The organism is Vogesella lacus (assembly GCF_979366295.1).
Genome location: NZ_CEETQT010000003.1, coordinates 215476 through 240503, shown reverse-complemented (window position 1 = coordinate 240503; position 25028 = coordinate 215476). Strand labels below are relative to the sequence as shown.

Here is a 25028-nt window from a genome sequence, read left to right as displayed (position 1 = left end):
GCGTATTCCTAATTCCTCTGCAATCGTTCCAGGCCTTACTGGTCAAACCAGTGCTCACGAGCCTTCATAATCAAGGCGCGGGCAGCCTCGGGCACCATGCCGGTCATGTCGACCAGATCATCAACCGCAAGATCAGCCAGGTCATCACGATTAGTCACGCCATTTTCGGCCAGTTTGCGCAGAATCTCGGCATCCATGCCTTCCAGATCCTTCAGCTCATCGGCCACTTCTTCCACTTTTTCTTCGGAGGCGATCGCCAGGGTCAGAATGGCATCACGGGCACGCGAACGCAGCTCGTTAACCAACTCTTCATCAAAGCCTTCGATCTCCAGCATTTCTGCCACTGGTACATAAGCGACTTCTTCCAGCGCAGCAAAACCTTCCTGCACCAGTACAGCCGCCATATCTTCATCAACACCGAGATGCTGCATGAACAGGTCGCGCAGCTTGGCATCCTCTTCCAGATGCTTTTCTTCAGCCTCGGTCACGGTCAGGATGTTCAGGCTCCAGCCAGTCAATTCTGCGGCCAACTTCACATTCTGGCCGCTGCGGCCGATAGCCAGCGCCAGCTGATCTTCTTCAACCACCACGTCCATGCTGCGATTGTCTTCATCAACCATGATGCGATTGACTTCGGCAGGCGACAGTGCGTTGATCACGAACTGGGCAGAGTCAGCCGCCCACAACACGATATCGATGCGCTCGCCAGCCAGTTCCTGGGTAACAGCCTGTACGCGGGAACCACGCACGCCGATACAAGTACCCTGCGGATCCAGACGCGCATCATTAGACTTGACGGCCATCTTGGCACGCATGCCCGGGTCACGTGCTGCTTCCTTGATCTCCAGCGAACCTTCTTCGATTTCCGGCACTTCAAGCTCGAACAGCTTTACCAGGAATTCCGGTGCAGTACGCGACAAGATCAACTGCGGACCACGCCCCTGACGGTCAACACGCAGCAGATAAGCCTTCACGCGGTCACCCACGCGCAGGTTTTCTTTCGGGATCATCTGATCGCGCGGCAGCAGCGCCTCCAGGCGACCACATTCAACAATCGCATTGCCACGCTCGATACGTTTGATGGTACCGGTCACAATGCTTTCACGACGCTGCAGGAACTCGGCCAGCAGCTGCTCGCGCTCTGCATCACGAATTTTCTGCAGGATCACCTGCTTGGCAGCCTGTGCGCCGATACGGCCAAACTCGACAGCCTCCATCGGCTCTTCGATGATAGAGCCCAGCTCCAGAGAAGGATCGCGCTCGCGAGCCTCTTCCAGACCCAGTTCACGATCTTCGTACTCCAGCTCGGTCGCATCCACAACCGTCCAGCGACGGAAGGTCTGATAATTACCGGTATGGCGATCAATCTCTACACGAACATCCAGCTCGTCTTCATTGAATTTTTTCTTGGTAGCAGAAGCCAGTGCCAGCTCCAGCGCACCGAATACCACTTCGCGGCCGACATTCTTTTCACTTGCCAGCGCATCTACCAGCAACAAGATTTCACGACTCATCAAACCCTCCGAATTCCTTCATCACTCTCGTCATCTCAAGACCAACGTCCCGCCAGCTTAGAACTCAGGCTCCAGTCGAGCCTTGTCGATCGCAGACAGGGGAATGGCCACAAGACGACCATCATCCAGCTGGAGTTGCAGCACACCATCAGCAAAGCCGGCAATACGGCCCTGGAAACGTTTTTGCTGCTCTACCGGCAACCGGGTACGCACCTTTGCCAGACTGCCCTGGAAGCGCACAAAATCAGCTTCCTTTTTCAACGGACGATCCAGCCCCGGAGACGAAACCTCCAGGCGGTCATAGTCGATATTCTCAACCATGAACAAACGAGTCAGGTGATTGCTGGTTTTTACGCAGTCTTCAACCGAAATACCACCAGGCTTGTCGATGAAGACACGAAAACCACCCCCGGGGGTCAATTCTAAATCAACCAGCTCATAGCCAAGGCCAGGCAGGGTATTCTCAAGCAACAAACGTACATCCATGGGCATTCGATTCCAGAAATGAAAAATGGGCGAACCGCCCATCTCTTAAATGTTGAGATTATACCCGAGATTAGGCCGAAAGAAAACTGTCAAGCCTTCCGCGCAGGGAACCTTGGCTTTGCACTTTGTGTCACATCACGATACATTTGCCACCGTGCCAAACGATCGTTTCAAGCACATCACTACAAGCTCGCATATTATTAAGCACTACAAAAAGCAGGCCGAATAACGCGCCAGTGCCAACACGACAACACGATGGAGAAGCCACACGCTATGGAAAAGATCTGGTTGAAGAACTACCAGGCAGGCGTTGCCAATGAAATCGATATCAACCGCTACCAGTCCGTAGTGGAGGTTTTCGAAGAGAGCATCAACAAATTTCGTGACAGACCGGCAATGGCCTGCATGGACAAGGTTCTCAGCTATGGAGAGCTCGACACACTATCCTGCCAGCTCGCCTCATATCTGCAGCACGAACTGAAACTGGCCAAAGGCGCCCGCGTCGCCATCATGATGCCCAACCTGCTGCAATACCCGATTTCGGTATTCGGCATCTTGCGTGCGGGTTGCACCGTGGTAAACGTCAACCCGCTTTACACCCCGCGCGAACTCGAGCACCAGCTGAAAGACTCCGGCACCGAGACCATCATCATCCTCGAAAACTTTGCCAGCGTGCTTGAAGGCGTACTGCCGCGCACACCGGTGAAAAACGTCATTGTCGCCAGCATCGGCGAAATGCTGGGCTTCCCGAAGTCCATGATCGTGAATTTCGTCGTCCGCAAGATCAAGAAGATGGTACCGGACTGGCACATTCCTAAGCACATTACCTTTGGCGACTGCCTGAAGAAGGGCTCGCAAAAGCCGCACCAGCACGTTCCACTGACTCATGACGACATTGCCTTCCTGCAATACACCGGCGGCACCACTGGCGTCGCCAAGGGTGCCATGCTGCTGCATCGCAATATCGTTGCCAATATGCTGCAAGCTGGCGAATGGGTAAAGCCGGTTGTGCGCGAGGGTCAGGAAGTCATCGTCACCGCCCTGCCGCTGTATCACATATTCTCGCTGACAGCGAATCTGATGGTATTCACCAATATCGGCGCACTGAACATCCTGATTACCAATCCGCGCGACATCCCGAATTTCGTCAAGGAACTGCGCAAATACAAGATTACCGCCATGACTGGCGTTAATACCCTGTTCAACGCCCTGCTGAACAACCCGGAATTCAAGACACTGGACTTCTCAAGCTGGCGCCTGGCTCTGGGTGGCGGCATGGCCGTGCAAAAAGCCGTCGCGGAAAAATGGAAACAGGTCACCGGCACGCCGCTGATCGAAGCTTACGGCCTGACCGAAACCAGCCCTGCCGCATGCATGAATCCACTGGATCTTACCGAGTACAACGGCACCATCGGCGTACCCGTTCCGTCCACCCTGATCGAACTGCGTGACAATGACGGCAAACAGGTTGCACATGGCGAAGCGGGCGAGCTGTGCATCAAGGGCCCGCAGGTGATGAAGGGCTACTGGAACCGCCCCGAAGAAACCGCCAAGGTACTCGACGATCAAGGCTTCCTCGCCACCGGTGACGTTGCCGTCATTACGCCGGACGGCTTCGTAAAGCTGGTTGACCGCAAAAAGGACATGATCCTGGTTTCGGGCTTCAATGTTTACCCGAATGAAATCGAGGACATCGTTGCCCTGCACCCCGGCGTTCTTGAAGTTGCCTGCATTGGCGTGCCGGATGAAAAGTCAGGCGAAGTGGTCAAGGTCTTCATCGTCAAGAAAGACCCGAGCCTCAACGAAAAAGACGTCATCGAGCACTGCAAGGCCAATCTGACCGGCTACAAGGTACCCAAGGCAGTCGAGTTCCGTACCGAACTGCCGAAAACCAACGTCGGCAAGATTCTGCGCCGAGCCTTGCGCGACTAAGCAGCCCCCAAAACCCGCCACCCGGCGGGTTTTTTTATTACAGCCCTGCCCCACAAACGCGCAGTCAGGCTAGACTTGGCACACCTGATATGCCGACCCCACCGTTTATCATGCTGATGCTTCCGTTTTTCAAACTGATGGCCGACAAAAAAGCCAGCGACCTGTTCTTCAGTTGCGGCGCGCCGCCCCAGATCAAGATCAATGGCGAAACCCTGCCGGTCAACGACAAGCCACTTAGCCCGGACAACGTCAAACGGCTGGCCTACAGCCTGATGGACGAACCGCGCCAGCAGGAATTCGAGCGCGAGCTGGAGATGAACTTCGGCACCGCCGTGCCCGAAATCGGCAACTTCCGTATCAATATCTTCCGCCAGCGCGGCTCTATCGGCATGGTGATCCGCTATATCGCCCCGCAAATTCCGTCACTGGCCGAGCTCAACTTGCCCGACAAACTGCGCGAGCTGATGGCGCTCAAACGCGGGCTGATCTTTGTCGTCGGCTCTACCGGCTCAGGCAAGAGCTCGACTGTGGCCGCCATGCTGGAACAGCGCAATATCAGCCAAAGCGGCCACATCCTGACCGTTGAAGACCCGATCGAATTCCTGTTCGAGCACAAGAAATCGCTGATCAACCAGCGTGAAATCGGCATCGACACCCACAGCTACGCCGCCGCACTGAAAAATGCCATGCGTGAGGCACCGGACGTACTGATGATCGGCGAAATCCGCGATGCCGAAACCCTGATCCACGCGATCAACTACGCGCAGTCCGGTCACTTGTGCATCACAACGCTGCACGGCAACAACAGCTATCACATGCTGAACCGCATCATCAGCTTCTTCCCGCTGGAAAACCGCCATGCCCTGCTGATGGACCTGTCCGCCGCCCTGAAAGCCGTGGTATCGCAGCGCCTGATTACCTGCAAGGACGGCAAACGGCTGCCGGCACTCGAGCTGCTGATCAATACGCCACACATCTCGGAGCTGATCCGCAACGGCGAGATCGACAAGATCAAGGAAGCCATCGAGTCCAGCCTGTCAGATGGCGCGCAGACCTTCGAACAATCACTGTTCAAGATGTACCAGGAAGACAAGATCACACTGGAAGAAGCACTGCGCAACGCCGACTCGCCAACCAATCTCTACTGGCTGGTCAATCACACCAACCAGGACAACGGCAACGCCATCGATAGCGGCAACAACTTTGATGGCTTTACCCTTTCGCACTGATTTGAAGACATAAAACACCCATGATCACCCTTTACGGCATTCCCAACTGCGACACCGTCAAGAAAGCCCGCACCTGGCTGAGCAGCCAGAACCTTGACTACACCTTCCACGACTTCAAAAAACAAGGCATAGACAGCAGCACGCTGCAACGCTGGATCAGTGAAATCGGCCTCGACACCCTGATCAACCGCAAAGGCACGACCTGGCGTGCGCTGTCGGACGACGAGAAAAGCCTTGCGGCCACCCCTGATACCGCGATTGCCCTGCTGCAAGACAAGCCTTCGCTAATCAAGCGTCCGGTACTCGACCACGCCGGCCAGCTGCATGTCGGCTTCAAGGACAGCCAGTACGCCGAGGTATTTGCCGCATGAACCCGACCTTGCAATTGACCTGCGACCTGATCCGCCAGGATTCCATCACCCCGCGTGACGAAGGCTGTCAGGAAATGATGATCGCCCGCCTCGAAGACCTCGGCTTTACCGTCGAGCGCATGCCCTTCGGCGAGGTCAGCAATTTCTGGGCGCATCGCGGCCACGGCGCACCGGTGCTGTGTTTTGCCGGCCACACCGACGTAGTGCCGACCGGCCCGCACGACCAGTGGCAAAGCCACCCTTTCGAGCCAACCATTCGCAATGAACACCTGTTTGGCCGCGGCGCCGCCGACATGAAGGCCTCGCTGGCCGCCTTCATCACCGCCAGCGAACGCTTTGTTGCGGCCAACCCTGATCACCAAGGCACCATCGCTTTTCTGATTACGTCAGACGAAGAAGGCGATGCCAAGGATGGCACCGTGCGCGTAGTGGATGCGCTCGAGGCGCGCGGCGACAGCATCGATTACTGCATCGTCGGCGAGCCGACTTCCTCGCAGCAGTTCGGCGACACCATCAAGAACGGCCGCCGCGGCTCGCTGTCCGGCCACCTGATCGTGCACGGCATCCAGGGCCACATCGCCTACCCGCACCTGGCCAAGAACCCAATCCACCTGGCCGCGCCCGCCATCGCCGAGTTGGCCGCAACGGTGTGGGATGAAGGCAATGACTACTTCCCGCCCACCAGCTGGCAGATTTCCAACATCCACGCCGGCACCGGCGCCACCAATGTGATTCCGGGCCACTGCGATATCCGCTTCAACTTCCGCTTCTCGACCGAAAACACCGCCGAATCACTGAAAGAGCGCGTGTACGACATACTCGACAAGCACGGTCTGAGCTACGAGCTGCACTGGATGCTGTCGGGCAACCCCTTCCTGACCCAGCCCGGCCAGCTGACCGATGCACTGAGCAGTGCGATTGTCGAAACCAGCGGCGTGACGCCCGAGCTCAATACCACCGGCGGCACCTCGGACGGACGCTTCATCAAGCGCATCGCGCGCGAACTGGTCGAGTTCGGCCCGATCAACGCCAGCATCCACAAACTCAACGAATGCGTCTGCGTGGACGACATCGAGCCACTGTCGCAGGTCTACGAAAAAACCCTGCGCAAACTGCTGGCCCGATAAAGGCTCAAGCTTGGCCGCAAGTTCTTGCGGCCAAGCTGCAAAACAAAACCCCCTGCACCTCGCGGCACAGGGGGTTTTGTTTTAAGGCAGAAAAGCTTAGGCCTTCACAACCTTGGCAATCGCCTCGGCCACATAGCCGATGTTCTTGCTGTTCAGCGCAGCCAGGCAGATACGGCCGGTAGACACGGCGTAGATGCCGAACTCTTCCTTCAGACGCTCAACCTGAGCGGCAGTCAGGCCGGTGTAGCTGAACATGCCGCGTTGCTTGATCACGAAGCTGAAGTCCTGTGCCACGCCCTGCGCCTGAATCGCCTCAACCAGCGCGGTGCGCATGGCGCGGATACGGTCGCGCATGCCGGCCAGCTCGTCTTCCCACTGCTGGCGCAGCTCCGGGCTGGACAGCACTGCAGCCACTACCGCACCACCGTGGATAGGCGGGTTGGAGTAGTTGGTGCGAATCACACGCTTGAGCTGCGACAGTACGCGGCCGGCTTCTTCCTTGCTGGCCGTCACGATGGACAGCGCGCCCACGCGCTCGCCGTACAGCGAGAAGCTCTTGGAGAAGGAGCTGGACACAAAGAACTGCAGGCCGGAGGCCGAGAACAGGCGCACAGCAACCGCGTCGGCTTCGATACCATCAGCAAAGCCCTGGTAAGCCATATCCAGGAACGGCACCAGGTCTTTTTCGCGGCAAGCTTCTACCACCTCAGCCCACTGCGCGTCAGACATGTCGGCGCCGGTCGGGTTGTGGCAGCACGCGTGCAGCACGATGACGGAACCCGCTTCCAGACCCAGCAGGAAAGCCTTCATCGCGGCAAAGTTCACGCCACGGGTTTCGGCGTCGTAGTATGGATAGTTTTCCACCACGAAACCGGCGGATTCGAACAGCGCGCGGTGGTTTTCCCACGACGGATCGCTGATGTAGACCTTGGCATTCGGGTTCAGACGCTTCAGAAAGTCGGCGCCAATCTTCAGTGCACCGGTACCACCCAGCGCTTCGGCAGTCACCACCTGACCGGAGGTCGCCAGCTCGCTGCCGGCACCGAACAGCAGGTTTTGCACGGCCTGTGTGTAAGCAGCCGGGCCTTCGATAGGCTGGTAGCCACGTGGTGGCATGGTTTCCAGACGTGCCTTTTCAGCGGCCTTCACGGCAGCCAGCAGCGGGATCTTGCCATTGTCGTCGTAATAAACGCCGACCCCCAGATTGACCTTGTTTGGTCGGGCATCGGCGTTAAAAGCTTCGTTCAGACCCAGAATCGGGTCGCGCGGGGCCATTTCCACGGCGGCAAAAATAGAGGCAGACATGCAAAACTCCTGGTGATCAAAAGAGGCTGTGCGGCGCTATTTTGCGCTTTGCACAAACAGAATTGCGAGCGGCGACAGTCTATCACGCCGCTTTTTGATGCGCTGCGACAAGAGCTTTGACATAAAGCGCGGCAGATCCCACCAAACCGGCAATAAAAATACCTGGCTCGCGCATGGCAAGAATTTTGTAACAAGAGCGGCGCACGGCGTGGCAATTCATGGCAAATCCGCCTTGCGCGATATTTTTTGCCGGCAAGTGCACCAACGCTTTCACGCGCCGGCATCCGCCGTTACCATGCCGCTTTTGATTGCCGCCACTCATCATGCAAGTCATCCGTTTTGCCGACCTGCCCGCCAGCCCGTGGAAAAACGGCGGCGGCACCACCCGTCAGCTGCTGATACACCCGCCTGCGGCCAACCTTGACAACTTCAGCTGGCGCATCAGCATGGCCGACGTTGCCAGCGAGGGGCCGTTTTCGCGCTTTGACGGCGTCGATCGCACCCTCGCCATCCTGTCCGGCAACGGCCTCGAATTGCTGCGCGATGGCGCGGCCTGGCAGACGCTGCAAGCCCAAGGCCCCATGCTGTCTTTTGCCGGCGAATGGGCGATAGACAGCCGGCTGCCAGCCGGCGCGGTACGGGATTTCAATGTAATGACGCGCCGCGCCGTGGCCAGCCATCAGCTGCAGCGCCTGCCACTGCCCGCGCAACAGCCGCTGAGCTGCCCGCCACACAGCCTGTTGTTGCTCGCCCACGGCAACAGCCTGAGCGTGCAACACGGCACCGAAAACATCGAGCTGGCGACGCTAGACAGCATCTGGCTGGAACACGCGACAGCAGTCACTCTAAGTGCAAAAGACAGCGGCGAAGCCTGGCTGATCAGCATCAAGGAGCACGCCGTATGAGCACCGTTGCTTCCCCTTGCGTCAAACTGTGCAAGCTGGACGACAGCGGCCGCTACTGCACCGGCTGTCGCCGCACCCTGGATGAGATTCGTGGCTGGAGCAGCGCCAGTGACGAACAGAAACAGGCGGCGCTGGATCGCATCGCCACACTAGATACCCCGCTGCCCTTACGCCAGCTGCAATGCGAACGCTGCGGCAGCCACTTCAGCTGTGGCACGCCAGGCAAGAGTGGCAGCTGCTGGTGCATGGACATGCCCTTGCTGCCGCTGGACAAACGCAGCGGCGGCGACTGCCTGTGCCCGGCCTGTCTTGCCGAAGCCTGCGGCCAAGCTTAAGCCGCCAGCCACGGCTGCACGGTATCCCAGCCCAGCTTGCAGATCAGCACGGTAACCAGCAGCAAAAACAGTGTGCGCACAAAGCCGGTACCCTTGCTCATCGCCAGACGGGTGCCGACGATGGCACCGGCAATATTGCACACCGCCATCGGAATCGCGTAGGCGTACAGCACATTGCCTGTCGGCACGAAAAAGCACAGCGCCGCAATATTGGTAGAAAGGTTGACCACCTTGGCCGAGGCCGAGGCGTGCAGAAAGTCAAAGGCAAAAAAGCGCACGAACAGGAACATCAGAAAGCTGCCGGTGCCCGGGCCGAATACACCATCGTAAAAACCGATGCCGGCACCGATCAGCATGCCGATAAACAGCTCGCGCCGGCCAATCTCCACCGGCGCATGCACCGCGCCCAGGGTCTTCTTGCGGAAGGTGTAGATGGCCATGCCGATCAGCAGCACCAGCACCAGCGGCCGCATGATGCTCTTGTCTATCATGCTGACCACCGCCGCACCGGCAAACGACATCGCAAAAGCCGCCGCCGCCGCCGGCAACACCAGTCGCCACGGCACTTTCACCCGCTTGAGATAAGAACGCGTGGCCGACAGCGTGCCCATTGCCGACACCAGCTTGTTGGTGCCGAACAGGCTGGAGACCGAGGCCTGCGGCAAGGCATTGAACAAGGCCGGAATCTGCACCAGCCCCCCGCCACCGACTGCCGCATCAATCAGACCAGCCAGAAAGGCGAATACGCAGAGAAAGGTGAGGGTCAACATCGGGGGGCTTTCGGGATGACAGGCGCAACATTCTACGCTTTTTGCAGGCGTGGCGGGCAGAACAGCCTGTTCTGCCATTGGCAGCCGGGCAGGGATTGACGCACAATCACGCGTTTACCCCACCGACACCCCGACATCATGAACGTCACCGAAATTCTCGGCTATCTGGCCGCCAGCCTGACCACGGCCAGCTTTCTGCCGCAAGTCATCCACACCTGGAAAAGCGGCGACACCCGCAGCATCTCGCTGGGCATGTATACGCTGTTTGTGGTCGGCATCAGTGCCTGGCTGGTTTACGGCCTGATGCTGGGCGAAATGCCCATCATCATCGCCAACGCGCTGACGCTGGTACTGTCCAGCCTGATTCTGGCGATGAAAGTCCGCGACGTGCTGCGCGAACGCCGCGGCTAAAACCACTCAAGCCAGCGCCGAGCCTTGCAACACGGCGGTGCCATACCGCCGCTGCAAGGCTATTACCACCGCCAGGCACAGCAGCGACACCGCAAGGCCAAGACCGCCCAGCAGCAGATGTACCGGCAGCGCCAGCAGGCTCAGGCCACCACTGATCAGCGAGGCAATCAGCATCTGCAGGCAACCCAGCCACGCCGCTGCCGCGCCGCTATTCTGCGCAAACGGCTGCATCGCCAGACTACTGGCCGGGCCGGTAATGCCGCCGAAGGCCACACTGATCACCGCCATCGGCAACATGAAGCTGGCCACCCCGCCGGGCACACCTGACAGCAGCAGCAAGCCTGCCCCGACACCCAGCAGGCCCAAGGCCAGCTGCAAGACCTTGACCGCGCCGATACGCGCCGACAATCGTGCAAAACCCAGACAACTGCCGCTGATCAGCAAAGCGTTGGCCGCAAACAGGCCACCAAACGCCAACGGTGACAAGCCGGCCTCGCTCATCAGGGCGCGCGGGGCCAGCGTCACATAACTCAGAATTACCGCCAGCGACAGCGCGCAGCACAGCACAAAACCGAGAAATACCGGATGCCGCCACGGCGTGCTGCTCACCTGCCCGGCCTCGCGTTTGGGCGCGGTCTCCGGCATGCGCCACCACAAGGCCAGCGACACCAGTGCGCCCAAGGCGGCCAGCACGGCAAAGCCGCTACGCCAGTCAAACCACTGCAACAGCACGCTGCCCAGCAAGGGCGCGGCAAACGGCACCACATTGAGCACCCCGCCCAGCACGCCATACTCGCATGCCGCCTCCGCCCCGCTGAAACGGTCGCGCACCACGGCCATCGCACAGACCGAAGCCGCACTGGCGGCCAAGCCTTGCAACAAACGCCACACCAGCAGGCCGGCAAGACTGCCGGTAAAAAACAGCAGTACCGACGACAAGGCAAACAGCAACGTGCCCGCCAGCGCCACACGGCGGCGGCCGAGACGATCTGACAATGGGCCGAAACCCAGCTGGCCCAAGCCTAGTGCCGCCAGATACACACTCAGCGACAAGGTCGCCTGGCTGCCCAACTCCTGGCTGATGGCCGGCAAGGCCGGCAGATACAGGTCAATACCCAGCGGGCTGAGCAACACCAGCAGGCGCGCAGCATGGGCGGCACGGCGGCTATTGGCTTGAGAAACTGAAGACATGGCAAACGGCAGGCTTGAAAAACGGGACGGGCATCTTACAGGGGAATGCCGCCAGCAGGGAGGCAGCACGGCAAACAGGCTTTTCCCGTGGCAGAACAATGAAGCGAAACACGGCCACATCACCACAATGCAGGCCATGAAAAACGGGCAAGCGCCGCCTGCCCGTTTTTCCACCCAACCCTTTGCGGCCAACACTGGCCGCGCTACCGAAGCTAGCTGCCCAGCACCTTCAGCAGCATGCCGGGCTTTGCCAGCTCATCCTGCAAGTCGCTGGCGGCCTGGCGCTCGCTGGCTGACAGACTGCCGGTCAGCTCACGCAGACTATGACGTGCGGCCGCATTGCCCGCCTTGTGCGCAAGGCTGAACAAGGCATGCGCCTTCACCTTGTCGCGCGGCACGCCCTGCCCTTCCTGGTACATCACGCCCAGATTATTGAAAGCACAATCATTGCCCTGCTGCGCCGCTTGCAGATACCAGTGTCTGGCACGGGAGTAGTCCTTGCCGGTACCACGCCCCTGCAAGAATTGAGTGCCCAGATTGACTTGGGCACTGTCGTGGCCCGCTTCTGCTGACAACAAATAGAGCTGGTGCGCCTTGGCTTCATCCTTGCTCACCCCCTCGCCACTGGCGTACAGCACGGCCAGATTGTGCCGGGCAACCTTTTCACCCTGCGCGGCAGCCTTGGCAAACCAGCTCGCCGCCTTGGCAAACCAGCTCGCCGCCTTGGCAAACCAGCTCGCCGCCTTGGCAGCGTCCTTGCCCACCCCTTTGCCATCAAAGTACAAGGTGCCCAGATTGGTCTGGGCATCGCCATCACCTTGAACGGCAGCCTTTTCATACCAGAACGCCGCCTGCCGGTAATCCGGCTTGACGCCAAGCCCCTTGTGATAGATTTCGCCCAAGGCATACTGGGCAAAAAGCTCGTTCTGCTCGCCAGCCTTGCGATACCAGTAAATAGCCTGCTTTACATCTTTGCTTACGCCCCGGCCCGAATCGTACATGATGGCCAGTGCTGTTTGCCCTTTGGCATTACCCAGTTCGGCAGCCTGACGGAACAAGCCCACTGCCTTGGCCTCATCCTGTTTCACGCCATAACCATTGGCATACAGCCTGCCCAAGGATTGGACGGCACGGGCGTCATTCTTCGCGGCCAACGGTTGCCACAGTTTGAGCGCCGTGGCGTAATCCTTGCGCCCATAAGCCGCCTTGCCTTGCTCGTAACTGGCATGAGCGGCATGAACAGTCAGCGCCAGCAAGGCAGCAAGCAGCGCTCGACGAATCGGCATAGTCATTCCAAAGATATAAAAATTGCCGCCATCCTATCGCCAGAAATGACAAACGGGCAAGCGCTGCCTGCCCGTTTGTCCACTCAAGCCTTTGCGGCCAACCCTGGCCGCATCCTTATCGTGTGCCCAACAGCGGCTCCAGCAGACCGCTGATACCCAGCCACATGATCTGCACGCCAAGACACAGCAGGATAAAGGCGGTCAGGCGCATGAAAACCATGGTGCCGGTCTTGCCGAGGAATTTCAGCAGACGGTCGGCATAGCGCAGACTGGCCCACACCGCGATACAGATGATGGTAATCGCCGCCAGCGCCGCCAGCGGGGCGATGGTGAAACGCTCAAGCAACGTGCCCTTGCGACTCAGCGACGCACCAACGGTAATCGCCACCGAAATCGACCCCGGCCCCACCATCATCGGGAAGGTCAGCGGGTAAAACGCCTGCTGCTTCAGGTGGTCGGACATGTCCTGGGTGCTGTCCGGCGCGCTTTTCGGCGCTGGTGCCTCGTTCATCATGCGCCAGCCGGCAACCGAAATCAGCAAGCCGCCCGCCACTTGCACCACCGGGATTTCCACCCCGAAGAAGGACAGCACCACACCGCCAAAATACATGCTGCCGATCAGCAGCAAAAAGCTGTAAAACGCGATACGCCGCGCCAGAAACGCACGTTCGGCATTGCTGTTATGCGCCGTCAGCGTCATGAAAATCGGCACACCACCGGGCGGGTTGATGATGGGCCACAGGGTTGCCAGCACAAACAGGAAATTGGTGACAAAGGTCGACAGGTACTGGCTCATGGACATCTTTCGCGTGTCTTGGAATGGCTGGATGTTAGCACTGGCCGGCTGCCGTGCAATAGCCATCTACGTTGGCCGCCGCTTTGCGCGTAAAATAGCGGCATGAACGATCTCTTTGCGCAAGAACCGCACAAGCCGCTGGCCGAGGCCTTGCGGCCAACCTCGCTGGCTGATGTCATCGGTCAGCAGCACCTGATCGGCGAGGGCAAGCCGCTGCGGCTGGCTATCGACGCCCAGATCCCGCACAGCATGATTCTGTGGGGGCCACCCGGCGTCGGCAAAACCACGCTGGCGCGCATCCTCGCCCATGGCTTTGATGCCGAGTTCATCCCGCTGTCGGCGGTGCTGGCCGGGGTAAAAGACATCCGCGAGGCGGTCGAGCGCGCGCACGCCACCCTGCAGCAAAGCGGACGGCGCACCATCCTGTTTGTCGATGAAGTACACCGCTTCAACAAGAGCCAGCAGGATGCGTTTTTGCCCTTTGTCGAATCCGGCCTGTTGACCTTTATCGGTGCCACTACCGAAAACCCGTCCTTCGAGGTCAACCCCGCCCTGCTGTCACGTGCCCAGGTGTATGTGCTCAAGTCGCTGAACGGCGACGAGCTGCTGCAATTGTTTACGCGTGCGGCCAAGCTTGGCCAGCTTGACGGGCTGGATTTTGACGATGAAGCGCGTCAGGCCTTGTGCGGCTATGCCGACGGCGATGCGCGACGTTTTCTCAATCTGCTGGAGCAAACCCGCACCGCCGCCCGCGCGCGCAAGCTTGGCCGCATCGACAGCGCCTTTCTCGCCGAAGTGCTGACCGTCAACGCGCGCCGTTTCGACAAGGGCGGCGATGCCTTTTACGACCAGATTTCCGCGCTGCACAAATCGGTACGCGGCTCCAACCCTGACGCTGCACTGTACTGGCTGACGCGCATGCTGGACGGCGGCGCCGACCCGCGTTATCTGGCGCGGCGCATCGTGCGCATGGCATGGGAAGACATTGGCCTGGCCGATCCGCGCGCCATGCAGATTGCCAATGACGCCGCCACCACCTACGAGCGTCTCGGCAGCCCCGAGGGCGAGCTGGCACTGGGGCAGGCAGTGATTTATCTGGCCGTCGCCGCCAAGAGCAATGCCGGTTACAAGGCGTATAACGCTGCGCGCGCCTTCGTGGCACAAGACAACTCGCGCCCGGTACCGGTACACTTGCGCAATGCACCAACCCGCTTGATGAAAGAGCTGGGCTACGGCCACGACTACCGTTACGCCCACGACGAGCCGCACGGTTATGCCGCTGGCGAGACTTATCTGCCCGAAGGGCTGGAGGATGTGCGCTGGTACGAACCGGTGCCACGCGGTCTCGAAAGCAAGATTGCCGACAAGCTGGCTTTTTTAAGAGAGCTGGACCAACAAGCACAAACCAAGAAACAGGACTGAAAAATGCTGGATATCCAACTGCTGCGCAGCAATATCGAGGAAGTGGCCGCCCGTCTGGCCACCCGTGGCTACACGCTGGAGGTTGACGCCTTCAATGCGCTGGAAGCCGAACGCAAATCCCTGCAAACCCGCATGCAGGATCTGCAATCCCAGCGCAACAGCTCCTCCAAGCAAATCGGCATTGCCAAGAAAAATGGCGAAGACGTGTCCGCCATCATGGCGCAGGTTGCCAGCCTGGGCGACGAACTGAAAGCCGCCGAAGAAGCCTTTGCCGCGGTACAGAGCCGTCTGGATAACTGGATGCTGACCATCCCTAACCTGCCGCACGAATCGGTACCGGCGGGCGAGGATGAATCCGGCAACGTGGAAGTACGCCGCTGGGGCAGCCCGCGCGCCTTCGACTTTGAAGTGAAGGATCACGTTGATGTCGGCGCGACTCATGGCCTGGATTTCGAAGCCGGCGCCAAGCTGTCCGGCGCACGCTTCACCGTACTGCGTGCCGATATCGCCCGCCTGCACCGCGCACTGGCGCAGTACATGCTGAACACCCATACCGACAAGCACGGCTACAGCGAGACTTACACCCCGTACATCGTTAACAGCGATGTGCTGTTCGGCACCGGCCAGCTGCCGAAGTTTGCCGAAGACATGTTCCGCGTCGAGCGTGGTGGCGAAGCCGCTACCCAGCCGCAGTACCTGATTTCGACTTCCGAAATCAGCCTGACCAACCTGGTACGCGAATCGGTGCTCAAGCACGAAGAACTGCCGGTGAAGCTGACTGCCCACTCGCCTTGCTTCCGTTCCGAAGCCGGTGCCTACGGTCGTGACACCCGCGGCCTGATCCGCCAGCACCAGTTCGACAAGGTTGAGATGGTGCGTATCGAACAGCCGGAAAACTCCTTTGCCGCGCTGGACGAAATGGTCGGCCACGCTGAAGCCATTCTGCAGGCGCTGAACCTGCCGTACCGCGTGATGGCGCTGTGTACCGGCGATATGGGTTTCGGCTCGCACAAGACCTTCGACCTCGAAGTGTGGCTGCCAGCGCAGAACACCTACCGCGAGATCAGCTCCTGCTCGAATATGGGTGATTTCCAGGCCCGCCGCATGATGGCGCGTTTCAAGGATGCCGAAGGCAAGAACCGCTACGTGCACACCCTGAACGGCTCCGGCCTGGCAGTTGGCCGCACGCTGGTGGCGGTGTTGGAAAACTACCAGAACGCCGACGGCAGCATCACCATTCCGGAAGTACTGCGTCCGTATATGGGCGGCAAGGAAAAGATCGGCGGCTAAACAGCTGGCGATGGCAGGATATTTCCTGCAAAACAAGAAAGCAGGCCTCGTGCCTGCTTTTTTGCATTCTGCCGCCACAATCTTGCAAGATACCCGTATTGGCTAGAACTTATGCCAAGCAGCCACACTCCGAGCATGGCCACTCAGGCAAACAACAATACCGGCCGGTAAAGCCGGAGCACACTCGGAGATATCATGAAATTCAAAGCTGCCCTGCTGGCTACTGCCGGCCTGCTAACCGCCACTGCGGCCAACGCCAACACCGCCAACATCACCGAAGCCGAAACCCTGGCCGCGCAAAATGCGTGGTGCGGCGCGCTGGTCGCCATCAGCAAGGAATACAAGGCGCACGGCCAGCAAAAAGCCACCGAACTCGCGCAAAAAGTGCTGGATGCCGCCTATGGCTACAAGCAAGGCACCGTGCTGTTCAAGCCGACACTGACCCACGGCAAGCAGGTATTCCGCAATGACAACGCCGGTGCCCTCGCCTACTTCGTTGGCAATAACCCTGCCTTCCCGAACGACAAGGGCTTTGCGCTGAAGGGCTGGGAAAAGTGCGAGATCCGCAATAGCGGCCTGCACCTGAACGGCAATATGGCGCTGACCATGGGTAATGTGGTGATGACCAATGACAAGGGCCAGGTGACAACCGTCGACAAGACCTGGGCCTTCAAGAAAGTGGATGGCGTGGTGCGCGTGGTGCTGCATCACTCCTCGCTGCCGTATCAGCCACAGTAAGCCGTTTCTCCCGGCTGTCACTCTCCGTGGCAAAAGCCGGCTGGCGACCTCGTCGCCTGCCGGCTTTTTTCATGCCTGCCACCCATAAATGCCATGAGTATTTTTCTGCCTTTTTCTGTGCTTGAAAGCTTGCTGACAGGCTCATTGCTTATAAAGCAGCCTCAGTCATTACAAAAATGCCTAAACGGCAAGTAAAAGACCAACACAGAGAAAGGATGTACATGCTTACCCTTCTTGGCTTCGGCATGGTGACCTGCTTCATGTATCTGATCATGAGCAAGCGCCTGTCCGCCCTGCTGGCCCTCATCGTGGTGCCGGTAATCTTTGCGCTGATCGGCGGCTTTGCGGCCGACATGGGCCCGATGATGCTCGATGGCATCCGCAAGCTGGCACCGACCGGCGTCATGCTGATGTTCGCCATTCTCTACTTCGGCATCATGATTGATGCCGGCCTGTTCGACCCCATCGTGCACGCCATCCTGCGTGCGGTAAAAGGCGACCCGCTGCGCGTGCTGATCGGCACCGCCGTGCTGACACTGGCTGTCGGCCTCGACGGAGATGGCTCGACCACCTATATGATTGCCGTGTCGGCCTTCCTGCCGCTGTACCGCCGTCTGGGCCTGAATGTGCTGATGCTGGCCTGTGTGGTGATGCTGGCTGTCGGCGTGATGAATCTCACCCCGTGGGGTGGCCCGCTTGCCCGCGCCGCCAGTGCCCTGCATGTCGAGCCTAGCGACATCTTCCTGCCCATGATTCCGGCGATGATCGTCGGCGCACTGGGTGTGATCGGCATGGCCGCGATCTTTGGCCTGCGCGAGCGCCAGCGCGTCGGCATCATCGACCTGAGCAACACCGACCACCACGTCGAACACATCGACGACCACGCCGCCATTCGCCGTCCGAAGCTGCTGTGGGTCAACGCCGGCCTGACGCTGGCGCTGATGACCACGCTGGTCATCGGCGTGCTGCCGCTGCCGGTGCTGTTCATGCTGGGCTTTGCGATTGCGCTGGTCATCAACTATCCGGACCCGAAAATGCAGCGCGAGCGCATTGCCGCCTACGCTGACAGCATTCTGGGGGTGGTATCGCTGATCTTCGCCGCCGGCATTTTCACCGGCATCCTCAGTGGCACCGGCATGGTCGAGGCGATGGCCGAGAGCTTCCTCGCCGTGCTGCCGCCAACCGTCGGCCCGTATCTGGCGGTGATTACCGCACTGGCCAGCCTGCCGTTTACCTTCTTCATGTCCAACGATGCCTTCTACTTCGGCATCCTGCCGGTGATTGCCAAGGTTGCCGCCGAGTACGGCTTTACCGCGGCCGAAATGGCGCGTGCCTCGCTGATCGGCCAGCCGGTACACCTGCTCAGCCCGCTGGTGGCCTCGACCTATCTGCTGCTGGGGCTGATCAAGATCGAGTTTGGCGAGCATCAGCGCTTCACGCTGTTGTGGGCCACCGGCATCTGCCTGCTGATGCTGGTCGCCGCCATCCTCACGGGTGCTTTCCCGCTGCTGCGCGGTTAATGCAGCCTCTGACGGCAGCCGTCATGGCTGCCGACTCCGTCGTGTTGTACTCCCTTTGCCGGAACGGGCCTGCCTGCTCCGGCTTTTTTCATGCCTGACGCACCTTGCCGACAAACTCGCCAAAGCACTGCAACAGCCGGTCGACATCGCTCTGCCGCGTATCGGGGCACAGCAGCAGCATATTGTGGAAGGGTGTAATCAGCAGGCCGCGATTGAGCAGATACAGATGCACGATGTGCTCCAGCTCGCCATCGAGAATCTTCTCCGCCTCGCTGCCGTTTTTGGGTGGCACCGGCGTGAACTGGAACTCCACCCGCGCGCCGATCTGCGTCACGCACCACGGCAAACTCTGCCGCCGGATGATGTCGCGCAAGCCTGCGGCCAACCTTTCGGCCAGACCGAACATATGCTGGTAGGCGATATCGGTCATCACCTCGGCCAGATTCGCCCGCATCGCCGCCATCGCCAGCAGGTTGGCCGTCAGCGTGGTGCCGATGCCGCTGTGGCCGGGCGGCGCTTCGGCCTTGGCTGCTTCGGCGCGGCGGGCGACCTCGGCGCTGAAACCATACACCGCGCACGGCACGCCGCCGGCCACCGGCTTGCCGACCACAAAGATATCGGGCTGCAAACCTTCGGCCCGGGTATAACCACCGGGGCCGCTGCTGATGGTGTGGGTTTCGTCGATCAGCAATAGCGTGCCGTAGCGCCGGCACAGCGCTTGCGCCGCCGCCCAGTAACCCGGCTCCGGCAACACCATGCCGATATTGGTCATCGCCGGCTCGGCCAGGAGGCAAGCCACCTCGCCGTCCTGCAGCGCCGCTTCGAGTGCCGCCAGATCATTGAATTCGATGCTGCGCGTGTACTGCGTGATGTCGTACACCTGCCCCAGCACGCTGTCGCGCGTCTGCGGCTGGCCATCAACCAGATCGACAAACACGTCATCGACGGTGCCGTGATAACAGCCATTGAAAATCAGCACCTGCTGGCGGCGGGTAATCGCGCGCGCCCAGCGGATGGCAAAGCGGTTGGCGTCGGACGCCGACAGCGCCCACTGCCAGTACGGCAGGCCAAAGCGCCGCGCCAGCTCCTCGGCTACCCACACGCCGTGCTCGTTGGGCAGCATCGCGGTGTACCCGCGCTGCGCCTGGCGCATGATGGCATCGGCCACTGGCTGTGGGCTGTGGCCGAACATCGCGCCGGTGTCACCCAGACAAAAATCCACGTAATCGTGACCATCGACATCCTTGAAACGCGCACCGCGCGCCTCCGCCACATACAGCGCGAATGGCGTGGACCAGTCGCGCATCCAGTGCATGGGCACGCCAAACAGCTGATGCCGGGCCGCACGCTGCGACAGCTCGCGCGATTTGGGCATGCGGCTGACAAATAATTGCTGCTCTTCGGCAAACAGGGCCTGCGCCTTGTGCCAGTCGATTCCGTGACGGGTAGTCATGTGTTCCCCTTCTGCCTGCGGCCAAGGTTGGCCGCCAGCCATGTCAGACGTGCAGTTGCAGATGCTCGCGTTCCCAGGCGGTAATCGCGCGATGGAAGGTTTCGAATTCCTTCTCTTTCACCGCACAGAAAGCCTGCACGAATTCCTCGCCCAGAATGGCCGATACCTCCTCACAGGCGGCCATCAGCTCGACCGCGTCTTCCAGCGAGCGTGGCAGCTCGTAATCGAGGTTGTAGGCGCTGTCGCTCATCGGCGCGCTCGGCTCCAGCTTTTCCATCATGCCCAGATAGCCGCAGGCCAGCGTTGCCGCCATCGCCAGATAGGGATTCACATCCACGCCCGGCACGCGGTTTTCGACGCGGCGCGCGGCCGGGCCGGATGGCGGCACGCGAATGCCGCAGGTGCGGTTGTCGTAGCCCCAGCGCACATTGATCGGCGCGGCGGTGTGGCGGCTCAGGCGGCGATAGCTGTTCACATACGGAGCCAGCATCGGCATTACCAGCGGCAGGTATTTCTGCATACCGCCGATGTGATGGAAAAACAGCTCGCTGGCCGTGCCGTCTTCGTCCGAGAAAATATTGCCGCCATCATCCATGCGCACGATGCTCTGGTGAATGTGCATGGCGCTGCCCGGCTCGTTCTCCATCGGCTTGGCCATGAAGGTGGCGAAGATATTGTGGCGATACGCCGTCTCGCGCACCGCGCGCTTGAACAGGAACACCTGATCGGCCAGCTCCATCGCATCGCCGTGGCTGAAATTGATCTCCATCTGGCAGGCACCGACTTCGTGAATCAGCGTCTCGACATTCAGCCGAGCCGCCTCGCAAAACGCCGACAGCTCCTGAAAGAAGGGGTCAAAATCATTCACCGCATCAATCGAAAACGACTGGCGGCCAACCTCCGAGCGGCCGGCGCGGCCCGAGGGCGGGCGCAGCGGCTCGTGCGGATTGTCATTCTGGCGGATCAGGTAAAACTCCATCTCCGGTGCCACCACCGGCCGCCAGCCCTTGTTTTCGTACAGTTTCAGCACACGGCGCAGCACCGCCCGCGGCGAAATGCCCACCGGCCGGCCGTCAAAGTCTTCACAGTCGTGAATCACCACCGCCACCGGCTCTATCGCCCACGGCACCATGCGGATGGTTGTCGGGTCTGGCCGGCACACCATATCCGGGTCGTTAGCCCCGGCAAAGCGTTCGAAATCGGCAAACTCGCCGTTTACGGTAATGTTCAGCACCGCCTTCGACATTTTCATGCTGTCTTCGGCGAGGAAAAGATTCTTCGGCACGATCTTGCCGCGCGCCACGCCGGTCATGTCCGGAATCACGCATTCGACTTCGTGGATCTGATGTTCGCGGATAAAGTCCGCCAGCTCTTGCTTCATGGTCGTTCACCTCTGGTTTGGCCTTCGGCTCCCGTCCCTGGCTGCCAAGCGGCTGCCAAAACCACCGCACCAAGCTCAACCGGCACAGTCGTTTTGGCGGCCACCCGCCCTGCCTTGCAGCAGAAAAACGCAGTCAAAAACAGCGCGCTGCCTGCAAGATAGATTTGATCAAATATCACCGTCAAGGTTTGATCAAATCTTTCGCCCCGCCAGAACGGCTCTGTTATGCTTGGCCGCAACACTGACTCCACGCCACCATCATGAAAACCGATCAAGCCCTCAGCCTGCAGGATGCCGTCTACGACCAGCTGCGCCACGGCCTGATGCTGGGCCGCTGGCTGCCCGGCGAGCGGCTGAAAATCCAGCAACTGGCCGCCGAATTCGGCGTCAGCCCGATGCCGGTCCGCGCCGCCCTGCAAAGGTTGGCCGCAGAAAAAGCACTGGAAAACATCCCCAATTGCGGCGTGCAAGTACCGCGCCTGAGCGTGGCGCGCTTTGACGACATCCTGCAAAACCGCATCCTGCTGGAAGGCCAGGCCGCCTGGCTGGGCGCGCAAAAACTCGATGCCGCCGGCCGCCAGCAGCTGGCAAGGCTATGCGAAGAAATGGATGCCGCCGTCGCCCGGCGCGATGTCAAAGCCTATCTCGACGCCAACGAGGCCTTTCATCTGGCGCTATACCAGGCCGCCGACTCGCCGCTGCTGCTGCAGCTGATCGAACACGTCTGGCTGTATGTCGGGCCGATATCCAACCAGCTGATCCACGACGAACAAGGTTGGCCGCAAATGAACGACGCCCACCGCGAGCTGATCAGCGCCCTGCTGCAAGGCAACGCCAACGGCGTACGCGCCGCCATCGCGCAAGACCTGGCGACGGCTGGCGAGGCGCTGAGGAAGTTGTGTGTGGAGGGGTGATGGGGACCTGGTGCAGTCTTGCCAGGAGGCTTACATTAAGCTGTAGCCAGCTGCTAAGCCTTGCCAGTCGGACACTTACCGAAATATCATGCTGCGACACTCACATGACAAAGCACAAGGAAGTAGCGTGTTCGAAATTGGAAAAGAGTACAACCGAAAATCCGAAATACACGAAAGATACAAAGGACAGTCTCAAGGTGGAATATCTACACCGAAAGATTTTCCAGGGATTTTTATATTCACATCTGATGCCGGCGAGCAGCACGGGTATCGAGACGAATACAGAGATGATGGTATCTTTTGGTATACCGGTGAAGGGCAAATCGGTGATATGAAAATGGAGGCCGGCAACAAGGCCATCCTCGAACATGCTAAGAGCAAGAAAATAATCTACGTTTTTGAGTACACAAGAAAGGCGCATGTTCGCTTCCTCGGAACTGCGGACTGCCTTGATTACCATCAAGAAATCAGACCTGATCGCAACGGCCAAGACCGTACGGTAATTGTATTTCATCTAGACATAGATTCCGTTCCTGAGAAAAATCAGACTTCAGAACCCAAAGCCGCCTACAGATCAAATAATCTAAAAGCTTTAAAAAGTAAGTCCATAAAAGAACTTAGAGATGCTGCTTTAAGAAAAGCTGCACCTGGTTCTAGTGCAAGAGAAAAAAAAGAAACCGCATATTATCGCGCTCAAGCACTTAAAGTTTATGTAATTGCTCGATCCAGAGGCTTGTGTGAGGGCTGTGGATCAGCGGCTCCATTCCAAACAAAAAAAGGGCCCTTTTTGGAGTGCCACCACGTACATCGCCTTGCCGATGGCGGCCCAGATCACCCTCAGAATGTTGTTGCAGTTTGCCCAAACTGCCATCGTCGTGCGCACTACGCGAAAGACAGGGTTGAATTCAATGAAAAGTTAAAAGAGCTGGCTTTCACTGCTGATAAAAGTGCCATTTAATCAATTTTTGATGACGATTTCGTAAGGTGAGTTCACCAACAGTGATACCCGCCGACAACATTACCAGCACCTGGCGGGTATGGCCTTGTGGACGCACCTCCTTACCTGCTGAGTTCCGCCGTTTCAACTCATGGAGACTAATGTGAAAGACTCATTGATGCTGGCAATTCTAACTGGTGTATCAATCTTCGCAATCAGCCAATTCCTACTTAAACTGGTACTAGAACCGATTGTTGCCTTTAAAATAAAAATTGGTGAATTGTCTGCACTATTTCTACGTGAGCAAGCAAAAATAACGAATGCGCAAGCCTCTGAAGAAATACAACAAGAAATCCGGTTCATGTCATCATCAATCCTTGCACATAGACAGGCCATTCCTTTTTATAGATTTTTTGCTTTTATTTTGCGCTTACCTAGCATAGATGATCTGACAAGTTCATGTCGCTCCCTCAACTGGATCGCGCATCATGTAGTCAAAGATGCACCAAGAATTCCCCCTCGGAACGACATACCGTTCGAAATTCATAAAGAGATGAAAAATATAAATGAAAAATTAAAAATCATAATCTCCTATAGCGAGTTATAACAAAGCCCCGTAGAGCGGGTTCGCCCACGGCGATACCCGCCCCCCCCCCTTCAACAGCATTAGCTGCACCTCACGGGTATGGCCTTGCGGCCAACCTGCCCGGACTTGATCCCCACTCTTCAGCACCTATCGAAGGAAATCCCAAATGCTCGAATGGCACTCACTCACTTGGCGGCAAAAAGCTGCCTGCGTACTCCTCGCTGTAATCAGCGCACTGGGTATCGCCGCCATGCTCACGGAAAAGCCACTCAGCCCCGGTAGCTTTCTTGCCGCAGCGTCCATGTCGGCCTTGTTCGCGGCGGTGTTGCTGAATCCCTTGCTTGTTCGAGGAAACATGCGTGCGGCACTCTCTGAGCCTATGCCCCGCGCCAGCAAGGTTCTCGCTTTCGCCGCGCTTGGGCTGTTTATGCTCAGCCGCGCTGCCGAGGCAATATTCTGACGTTCACCCCTCAAAAGGCCGCAAGAACGGTCAGATGGGATGTGCTGGGTGCATCGCCCCTGCTGGCTGAGCTACCCTGCCGTTTTGCTAACCTACCCGGCCGCTACTGACTTCACCCATGTCCATCCTGAAAAAACTGGCCATTCTGGCTTTGGCGCTGCTGTTTTCACCCGTCCTGATTCCGTTTGCCATCTATTTCGCCAGAGAGAAAAAATGGTTTGTGGCCACCGTGCTTGCGCCCTTGCCTGCTGCGGAGAAGGCCAGTCAGGCGGATTTTCTGCTCAAGTCGGATGAGGCCGATATCCAGCACAATCTTGCGACTTGCCTCGCGCGGCTTGATGAGGCCGGCTATTGCCTCGGCTTTCGCATTGACTGGCGGGATGTGGACGAAGTGGTGGTGCAAGGCAATGCGCTGGCCGGCAGCCACGGCATTGCCGCCCAGTTTTCACCGGCGGCGCCAGACGAAGATGCCACGGTGTGGCAGCAGCTGGTGCACTACGATGTCTGGCTGCAGGCGCACGGCTTTAGCGTGGTGTTGTGGGATCAGGGTTCGGACGAGTATCGCGGCTTAATCTGCCCGTCTGCCCGGCTACGCCGTTTTATCCGCGCCGGCAAGCAGCTGGGGCTGACACTGGTGAAGCTTGATCACGAAAACGAGCAGTAGCCACC

The 25028-nt window shown here is 59.0% G+C and carries 26 protein-coding genes; 16 read left to right on the top strand and 10 right to left on the bottom strand.

Annotation, left to right across the window (positions count from 1 at the left end):
* Positions 1–35: 35 nt before the first annotated feature.
* Together nusA and rimP are read right to left on the bottom strand one after the other, a co-directional pair.
* Positions 36–1514, bottom strand: coding sequence for a transcription termination factor NusA (nusA, locus tag ACZ9W6_RS05250; RefSeq protein WP_465190019.1), 1479 nt, complete (start codon positions 1512–1514; stop codon positions 36–38).
* A gap of 57 nt (positions 1515–1571) precedes the next feature.
* Complete coding sequence (gene rimP, locus ACZ9W6_RS05245) at positions 1572–2000, bottom strand: ribosome maturation factor RimP (RefSeq protein ID WP_465190018.1); 429 nt, start codon at positions 1998–2000, stop codon at positions 1572–1574.
* A gap of 273 nt (positions 2001–2273) precedes the next feature.
* Here rimP and ACZ9W6_RS05240 point away from each other — a divergent pair, with 273 nt between their 5' ends.
* The 4 genes from ACZ9W6_RS05240 (at position 2274) to dapE (ending at position 6659) form a co-directional block, all read left to right on the top strand.
* Positions 2274–3932, top strand: a complete 1659-nt coding sequence (locus tag ACZ9W6_RS05240; RefSeq protein ID WP_465190017.1) for a long-chain-fatty-acid--CoA ligase — start codon at positions 2274–2276, stop codon at positions 3930–3932.
* Between the two features lie 110 nt (positions 3933–4042).
* A complete protein-coding gene (locus ACZ9W6_RS05235) occupies positions 4043–5161 on the top strand; it encodes a PilT/PilU family type 4a pilus ATPase (protein WP_465190016.1) in 1119 nt (372 codons plus the stop codon).
* Between the two features lie 20 nt (positions 5162–5181).
* Complete coding sequence (locus ACZ9W6_RS05230; protein WP_465190015.1) at positions 5182–5532, top strand: ArsC family reductase; 351 nt, start codon at positions 5182–5184, stop codon at positions 5530–5532.
* Positions 5529–6659, top strand: a complete 1131-nt coding sequence (gene dapE / locus ACZ9W6_RS05225) for a succinyl-diaminopimelate desuccinylase (protein WP_465190014.1) — start codon at positions 5529–5531, stop codon at positions 6657–6659. The genes ACZ9W6_RS05230 and dapE overlap by 4 nt, the downstream gene beginning before the upstream one ends.
* Before the next feature lie 96 nt (positions 6660–6755).
* On the opposite strand, the gene ACZ9W6_RS05220 is transcribed toward dapE, so the two are convergent.
* Positions 6756–7964, bottom strand: a complete 1209-nt coding sequence (locus tag ACZ9W6_RS05220) for an amino acid aminotransferase (protein WP_465190013.1) — start codon at positions 7962–7964, stop codon at positions 6756–6758.
* A gap of 82 nt (positions 7965–8046) precedes the next feature.
* Entirely contained in the window at positions 8047–8289 is a 243-nt protein-coding gene (locus ACZ9W6_RS05215; protein WP_465190012.1) for a hypothetical protein, read from the bottom strand.
* Between ACZ9W6_RS05215 and ACZ9W6_RS05210 the strand changes: the two genes are divergently transcribed.
* Both ACZ9W6_RS05210 and ACZ9W6_RS05205 read left to right on the top strand, forming a co-directional pair.
* Positions 8288–8869: a HutD/Ves family protein gene (locus ACZ9W6_RS05210; RefSeq protein ID WP_465190011.1), complete on the top strand. Its 582-nt coding sequence runs from the start codon at positions 8288–8290 to the stop codon at positions 8867–8869. The two genes, ACZ9W6_RS05215 and ACZ9W6_RS05210, sit on opposite strands and share 2 nt — an antisense overlap.
* Entirely contained in the window at positions 8866–9204 is a 339-nt protein-coding gene (locus tag ACZ9W6_RS05205; RefSeq protein WP_465190010.1) for a cysteine-rich CWC family protein, read from the top strand. Before ACZ9W6_RS05210 ends, ACZ9W6_RS05205 begins: the two co-directional genes overlap by 4 nt.
* On the opposite strand, the gene ACZ9W6_RS05200 is transcribed toward ACZ9W6_RS05205, so the two are convergent.
* Positions 9201–9974, bottom strand: a complete 774-nt coding sequence (locus ACZ9W6_RS05200) for a sulfite exporter TauE/SafE family protein (RefSeq protein ID WP_465190009.1) — start codon at positions 9972–9974, stop codon at positions 9201–9203. The genes ACZ9W6_RS05205 and ACZ9W6_RS05200 overlap by 4 nt on opposite strands.
* A 138-nt stretch (positions 9975–10112) precedes the next feature.
* Between ACZ9W6_RS05200 and ACZ9W6_RS05195 the strand changes: the two genes are divergently transcribed.
* A complete protein-coding gene (locus ACZ9W6_RS05195) occupies positions 10113–10385 on the top strand; it encodes a SemiSWEET transporter (protein WP_465190008.1) in 273 nt (90 codons plus the stop codon).
* Between the two features lie 6 nt (positions 10386–10391).
* Here ACZ9W6_RS05195 and ACZ9W6_RS05190 read toward each other — a convergent pair whose 3' ends face one another.
* The 3 genes from ACZ9W6_RS05190 to ACZ9W6_RS05180 form a co-directional block, all read right to left on the bottom strand.
* Positions 10392–11576 (bottom strand): multidrug effflux MFS transporter, encoded by a 1185-nt coding sequence (locus ACZ9W6_RS05190; RefSeq protein ID WP_465190007.1) that lies wholly within the window; start codon positions 11574–11576, stop codon positions 10392–10394.
* A 212-nt stretch (positions 11577–11788) separates the two neighbouring features.
* The gene (locus tag ACZ9W6_RS05185; protein ID WP_465190006.1) at positions 11789–12862 is read right to left on the bottom strand and encodes an SEL1-like repeat protein; all 1074 of its coding nucleotides are present in this window, start codon (positions 12860–12862) and stop codon (positions 11789–11791) included.
* A gap of 115 nt (positions 12863–12977) precedes the next feature.
* Positions 12978–13658 (bottom strand): MarC family protein, encoded by a 681-nt coding sequence (locus ACZ9W6_RS05180; RefSeq protein WP_465190005.1) that lies wholly within the window; start codon positions 13656–13658, stop codon positions 12978–12980.
* Positions 13659–13760: 102 nt separating this feature from the next.
* Between ACZ9W6_RS05180 and ACZ9W6_RS05175 the strand changes: the two genes are divergently transcribed.
* The 4 genes from ACZ9W6_RS05175 to ACZ9W6_RS05160 all read left to right on the top strand — a co-directional run bounded on the left by ACZ9W6_RS05175 (position 13761) and on the right by ACZ9W6_RS05160 (position 18628).
* On the top strand, positions 13761–15080 hold the full coding sequence (locus tag ACZ9W6_RS05175) for a replication-associated recombination protein A (RefSeq protein WP_465190004.1): 1320 nt from the start codon (positions 13761–13763) through the stop codon (positions 15078–15080).
* 3 nt (positions 15081–15083) lie between these two features.
* A complete protein-coding gene (gene serS / locus ACZ9W6_RS05170; protein WP_465190003.1) occupies positions 15084–16370 on the top strand; it encodes a serine--tRNA ligase in 1287 nt (428 codons plus the stop codon).
* Between the two features lie 195 nt (positions 16371–16565).
* A complete protein-coding gene (locus ACZ9W6_RS05165; RefSeq protein ID WP_465190002.1) occupies positions 16566–17108 on the top strand; it encodes a hypothetical protein in 543 nt (180 codons plus the stop codon).
* Positions 17109–17329: 221 nt separating this feature from the next.
* Positions 17330–18628 (top strand): CitMHS family transporter, encoded by a 1299-nt coding sequence (locus ACZ9W6_RS05160; RefSeq protein WP_465190001.1) that lies wholly within the window; start codon positions 17330–17332, stop codon positions 18626–18628.
* Positions 18629–18716: 88 nt separating this feature from the next.
* Here the strand turns inward: ACZ9W6_RS05160 and ACZ9W6_RS05155 are convergent, their stop codons facing one another.
* Both ACZ9W6_RS05155 and ACZ9W6_RS05150 read right to left on the bottom strand, forming a co-directional pair.
* The gene (locus ACZ9W6_RS05155) at positions 18717–20081 is read right to left on the bottom strand and encodes an aspartate aminotransferase family protein (protein ID WP_465190000.1); all 1365 of its coding nucleotides are present in this window, start codon (positions 20079–20081) and stop codon (positions 18717–18719) included.
* Positions 20082–20124: 43 nt separating this feature from the next.
* Positions 20125–21462 (bottom strand): glutamine synthetase family protein, encoded by a 1338-nt coding sequence (locus ACZ9W6_RS05150; RefSeq protein WP_465189999.1) that lies wholly within the window; start codon positions 21460–21462, stop codon positions 20125–20127.
* Positions 21463–21722: 260 nt separating this feature from the next.
* On the opposite strand from ACZ9W6_RS05150, the gene ACZ9W6_RS05145 reads away from it, so the two are divergent.
* The 5 genes from ACZ9W6_RS05145 (at position 21723) to ACZ9W6_RS05125 (ending at position 25023) form a co-directional block, all read left to right on the top strand.
* Positions 21723–22376, top strand: coding sequence for a GntR family transcriptional regulator (locus ACZ9W6_RS05145; protein WP_465189998.1), 654 nt, complete (start codon positions 21723–21725; stop codon positions 22374–22376).
* A 127-nt stretch (positions 22377–22503) separates the two neighbouring features.
* The gene (locus ACZ9W6_RS05140) at positions 22504–23334 is read left to right on the top strand and encodes an HNH endonuclease (protein WP_465189997.1); all 831 of its coding nucleotides are present in this window, start codon (positions 22504–22506) and stop codon (positions 23332–23334) included.
* A 142-nt stretch (positions 23335–23476) separates the two neighbouring features.
* Positions 23477–23920, top strand: a complete 444-nt coding sequence (locus ACZ9W6_RS05135) for a hypothetical protein (RefSeq protein WP_465189996.1) — start codon at positions 23477–23479, stop codon at positions 23918–23920.
* A 145-nt stretch (positions 23921–24065) separates the two neighbouring features.
* Positions 24066–24359 (top strand): hypothetical protein, encoded by a 294-nt coding sequence (locus tag ACZ9W6_RS05130; RefSeq protein WP_465189995.1) that lies wholly within the window; start codon positions 24066–24068, stop codon positions 24357–24359.
* A 118-nt stretch (positions 24360–24477) separates the two neighbouring features.
* The gene (locus ACZ9W6_RS05125; RefSeq protein WP_465189994.1) at positions 24478–25023 is read left to right on the top strand and encodes a DUF6630 family protein; all 546 of its coding nucleotides are present in this window, start codon (positions 24478–24480) and stop codon (positions 25021–25023) included.
* The last annotated feature ends 5 nt before the right edge of the window (positions 25024–25028 follow it).

Excerpts from the sequence above, each read along its gene's own strand:
- ACZ9W6_RS05205 (WP_465190010.1), top strand. The coding sequence starts at position 8,866 with ATGAGCACCGTTGCTTCCCCTTGCGTCAAACTGTGCAAGCTGGACGAC.
- nusA (WP_465190019.1), bottom strand. The coding sequence starts at position 1,514 with ATGAGTCGTGAAATCTTGTTGCTGGTAGATGCGCTGGCAAGTGAAAAG.
- serS (WP_465190003.1), top strand. The coding sequence starts at position 15,084 with ATGCTGGATATCCAACTGCTGCGCAGCAATATCGAGGAAGTGGCCGCC.
- ACZ9W6_RS05180 (WP_465190005.1), bottom strand. The coding sequence starts at position 13,658 with ATGAGCCAGTACCTGTCGACCTTTGTCACCAATTTCCTGTTTGTGCTG.
- ACZ9W6_RS05155 (WP_465190000.1), bottom strand. The coding sequence starts at position 20,081 with ATGACTACCCGTCACGGAATCGACTGGCACAAGGCGCAGGCCCTGTTT.
- ACZ9W6_RS05240 (WP_465190017.1), top strand. The coding sequence starts at position 2,274 with ATGGAAAAGATCTGGTTGAAGAACTACCAGGCAGGCGTTGCCAATGAA.
- ACZ9W6_RS05235 (WP_465190016.1), top strand. The coding sequence starts at position 4,043 with ATGCTGATGCTTCCGTTTTTCAAACTGATGGCCGACAAAAAAGCCAGC.
- ACZ9W6_RS05210 (WP_465190011.1), top strand. The coding sequence starts at position 8,288 with ATGCAAGTCATCCGTTTTGCCGACCTGCCCGCCAGCCCGTGGAAAAAC.
- ACZ9W6_RS05130 (WP_465189995.1), top strand. The coding sequence starts at position 24,066 with ATGCTCGAATGGCACTCACTCACTTGGCGGCAAAAAGCTGCCTGCGTA.
- ACZ9W6_RS05185 (WP_465190006.1), bottom strand. The coding sequence starts at position 12,862 with ATGCCGATTCGTCGAGCGCTGCTTGCTGCCTTGCTGGCGCTGACTGTT.
- ACZ9W6_RS05160 (WP_465190001.1), top strand. The coding sequence starts at position 17,330 with ATGCTTACCCTTCTTGGCTTCGGCATGGTGACCTGCTTCATGTATCTG.
- ACZ9W6_RS05150 (WP_465189999.1), bottom strand. The coding sequence starts at position 21,462 with ATGAAGCAAGAGCTGGCGGACTTTATCCGCGAACATCAGATCCACGAA.
- ACZ9W6_RS05200 (WP_465190009.1), bottom strand. The coding sequence starts at position 9,974 with ATGTTGACCCTCACCTTTCTCTGCGTATTCGCCTTTCTGGCTGGTCTG.
- rimP (WP_465190018.1), bottom strand. The coding sequence starts at position 2,000 with ATGGATGTACGTTTGTTGCTTGAGAATACCCTGCCTGGCCTTGGCTAT.
- ACZ9W6_RS05175 (WP_465190004.1), top strand. The coding sequence starts at position 13,761 with ATGAACGATCTCTTTGCGCAAGAACCGCACAAGCCGCTGGCCGAGGCC.
- ACZ9W6_RS05165 (WP_465190002.1), top strand. The coding sequence starts at position 16,566 with ATGAAATTCAAAGCTGCCCTGCTGGCTACTGCCGGCCTGCTAACCGCC.
- ACZ9W6_RS05220 (WP_465190013.1), bottom strand. The coding sequence starts at position 7,964 with ATGTCTGCCTCTATTTTTGCCGCCGTGGAAATGGCCCCGCGCGACCCG.
- ACZ9W6_RS05125 (WP_465189994.1), top strand. The coding sequence starts at position 24,478 with ATGTCCATCCTGAAAAAACTGGCCATTCTGGCTTTGGCGCTGCTGTTT.
- ACZ9W6_RS05195 (WP_465190008.1), top strand. The coding sequence starts at position 10,113 with ATGAACGTCACCGAAATTCTCGGCTATCTGGCCGCCAGCCTGACCACG.
- ACZ9W6_RS05230 (WP_465190015.1), top strand. The coding sequence starts at position 5,182 with ATGATCACCCTTTACGGCATTCCCAACTGCGACACCGTCAAGAAAGCC.
- ACZ9W6_RS05215 (WP_465190012.1), bottom strand. The coding sequence starts at position 8,289 with ATGATGAGTGGCGGCAATCAAAAGCGGCATGGTAACGGCGGATGCCGG.
- dapE (WP_465190014.1), top strand. The coding sequence starts at position 5,529 with ATGAACCCGACCTTGCAATTGACCTGCGACCTGATCCGCCAGGATTCC.
- ACZ9W6_RS05190 (WP_465190007.1), bottom strand. The coding sequence starts at position 11,576 with ATGTCTTCAGTTTCTCAAGCCAATAGCCGCCGTGCCGCCCATGCTGCG.
- ACZ9W6_RS05145 (WP_465189998.1), top strand. The coding sequence starts at position 21,723 with ATGAAAACCGATCAAGCCCTCAGCCTGCAGGATGCCGTCTACGACCAG.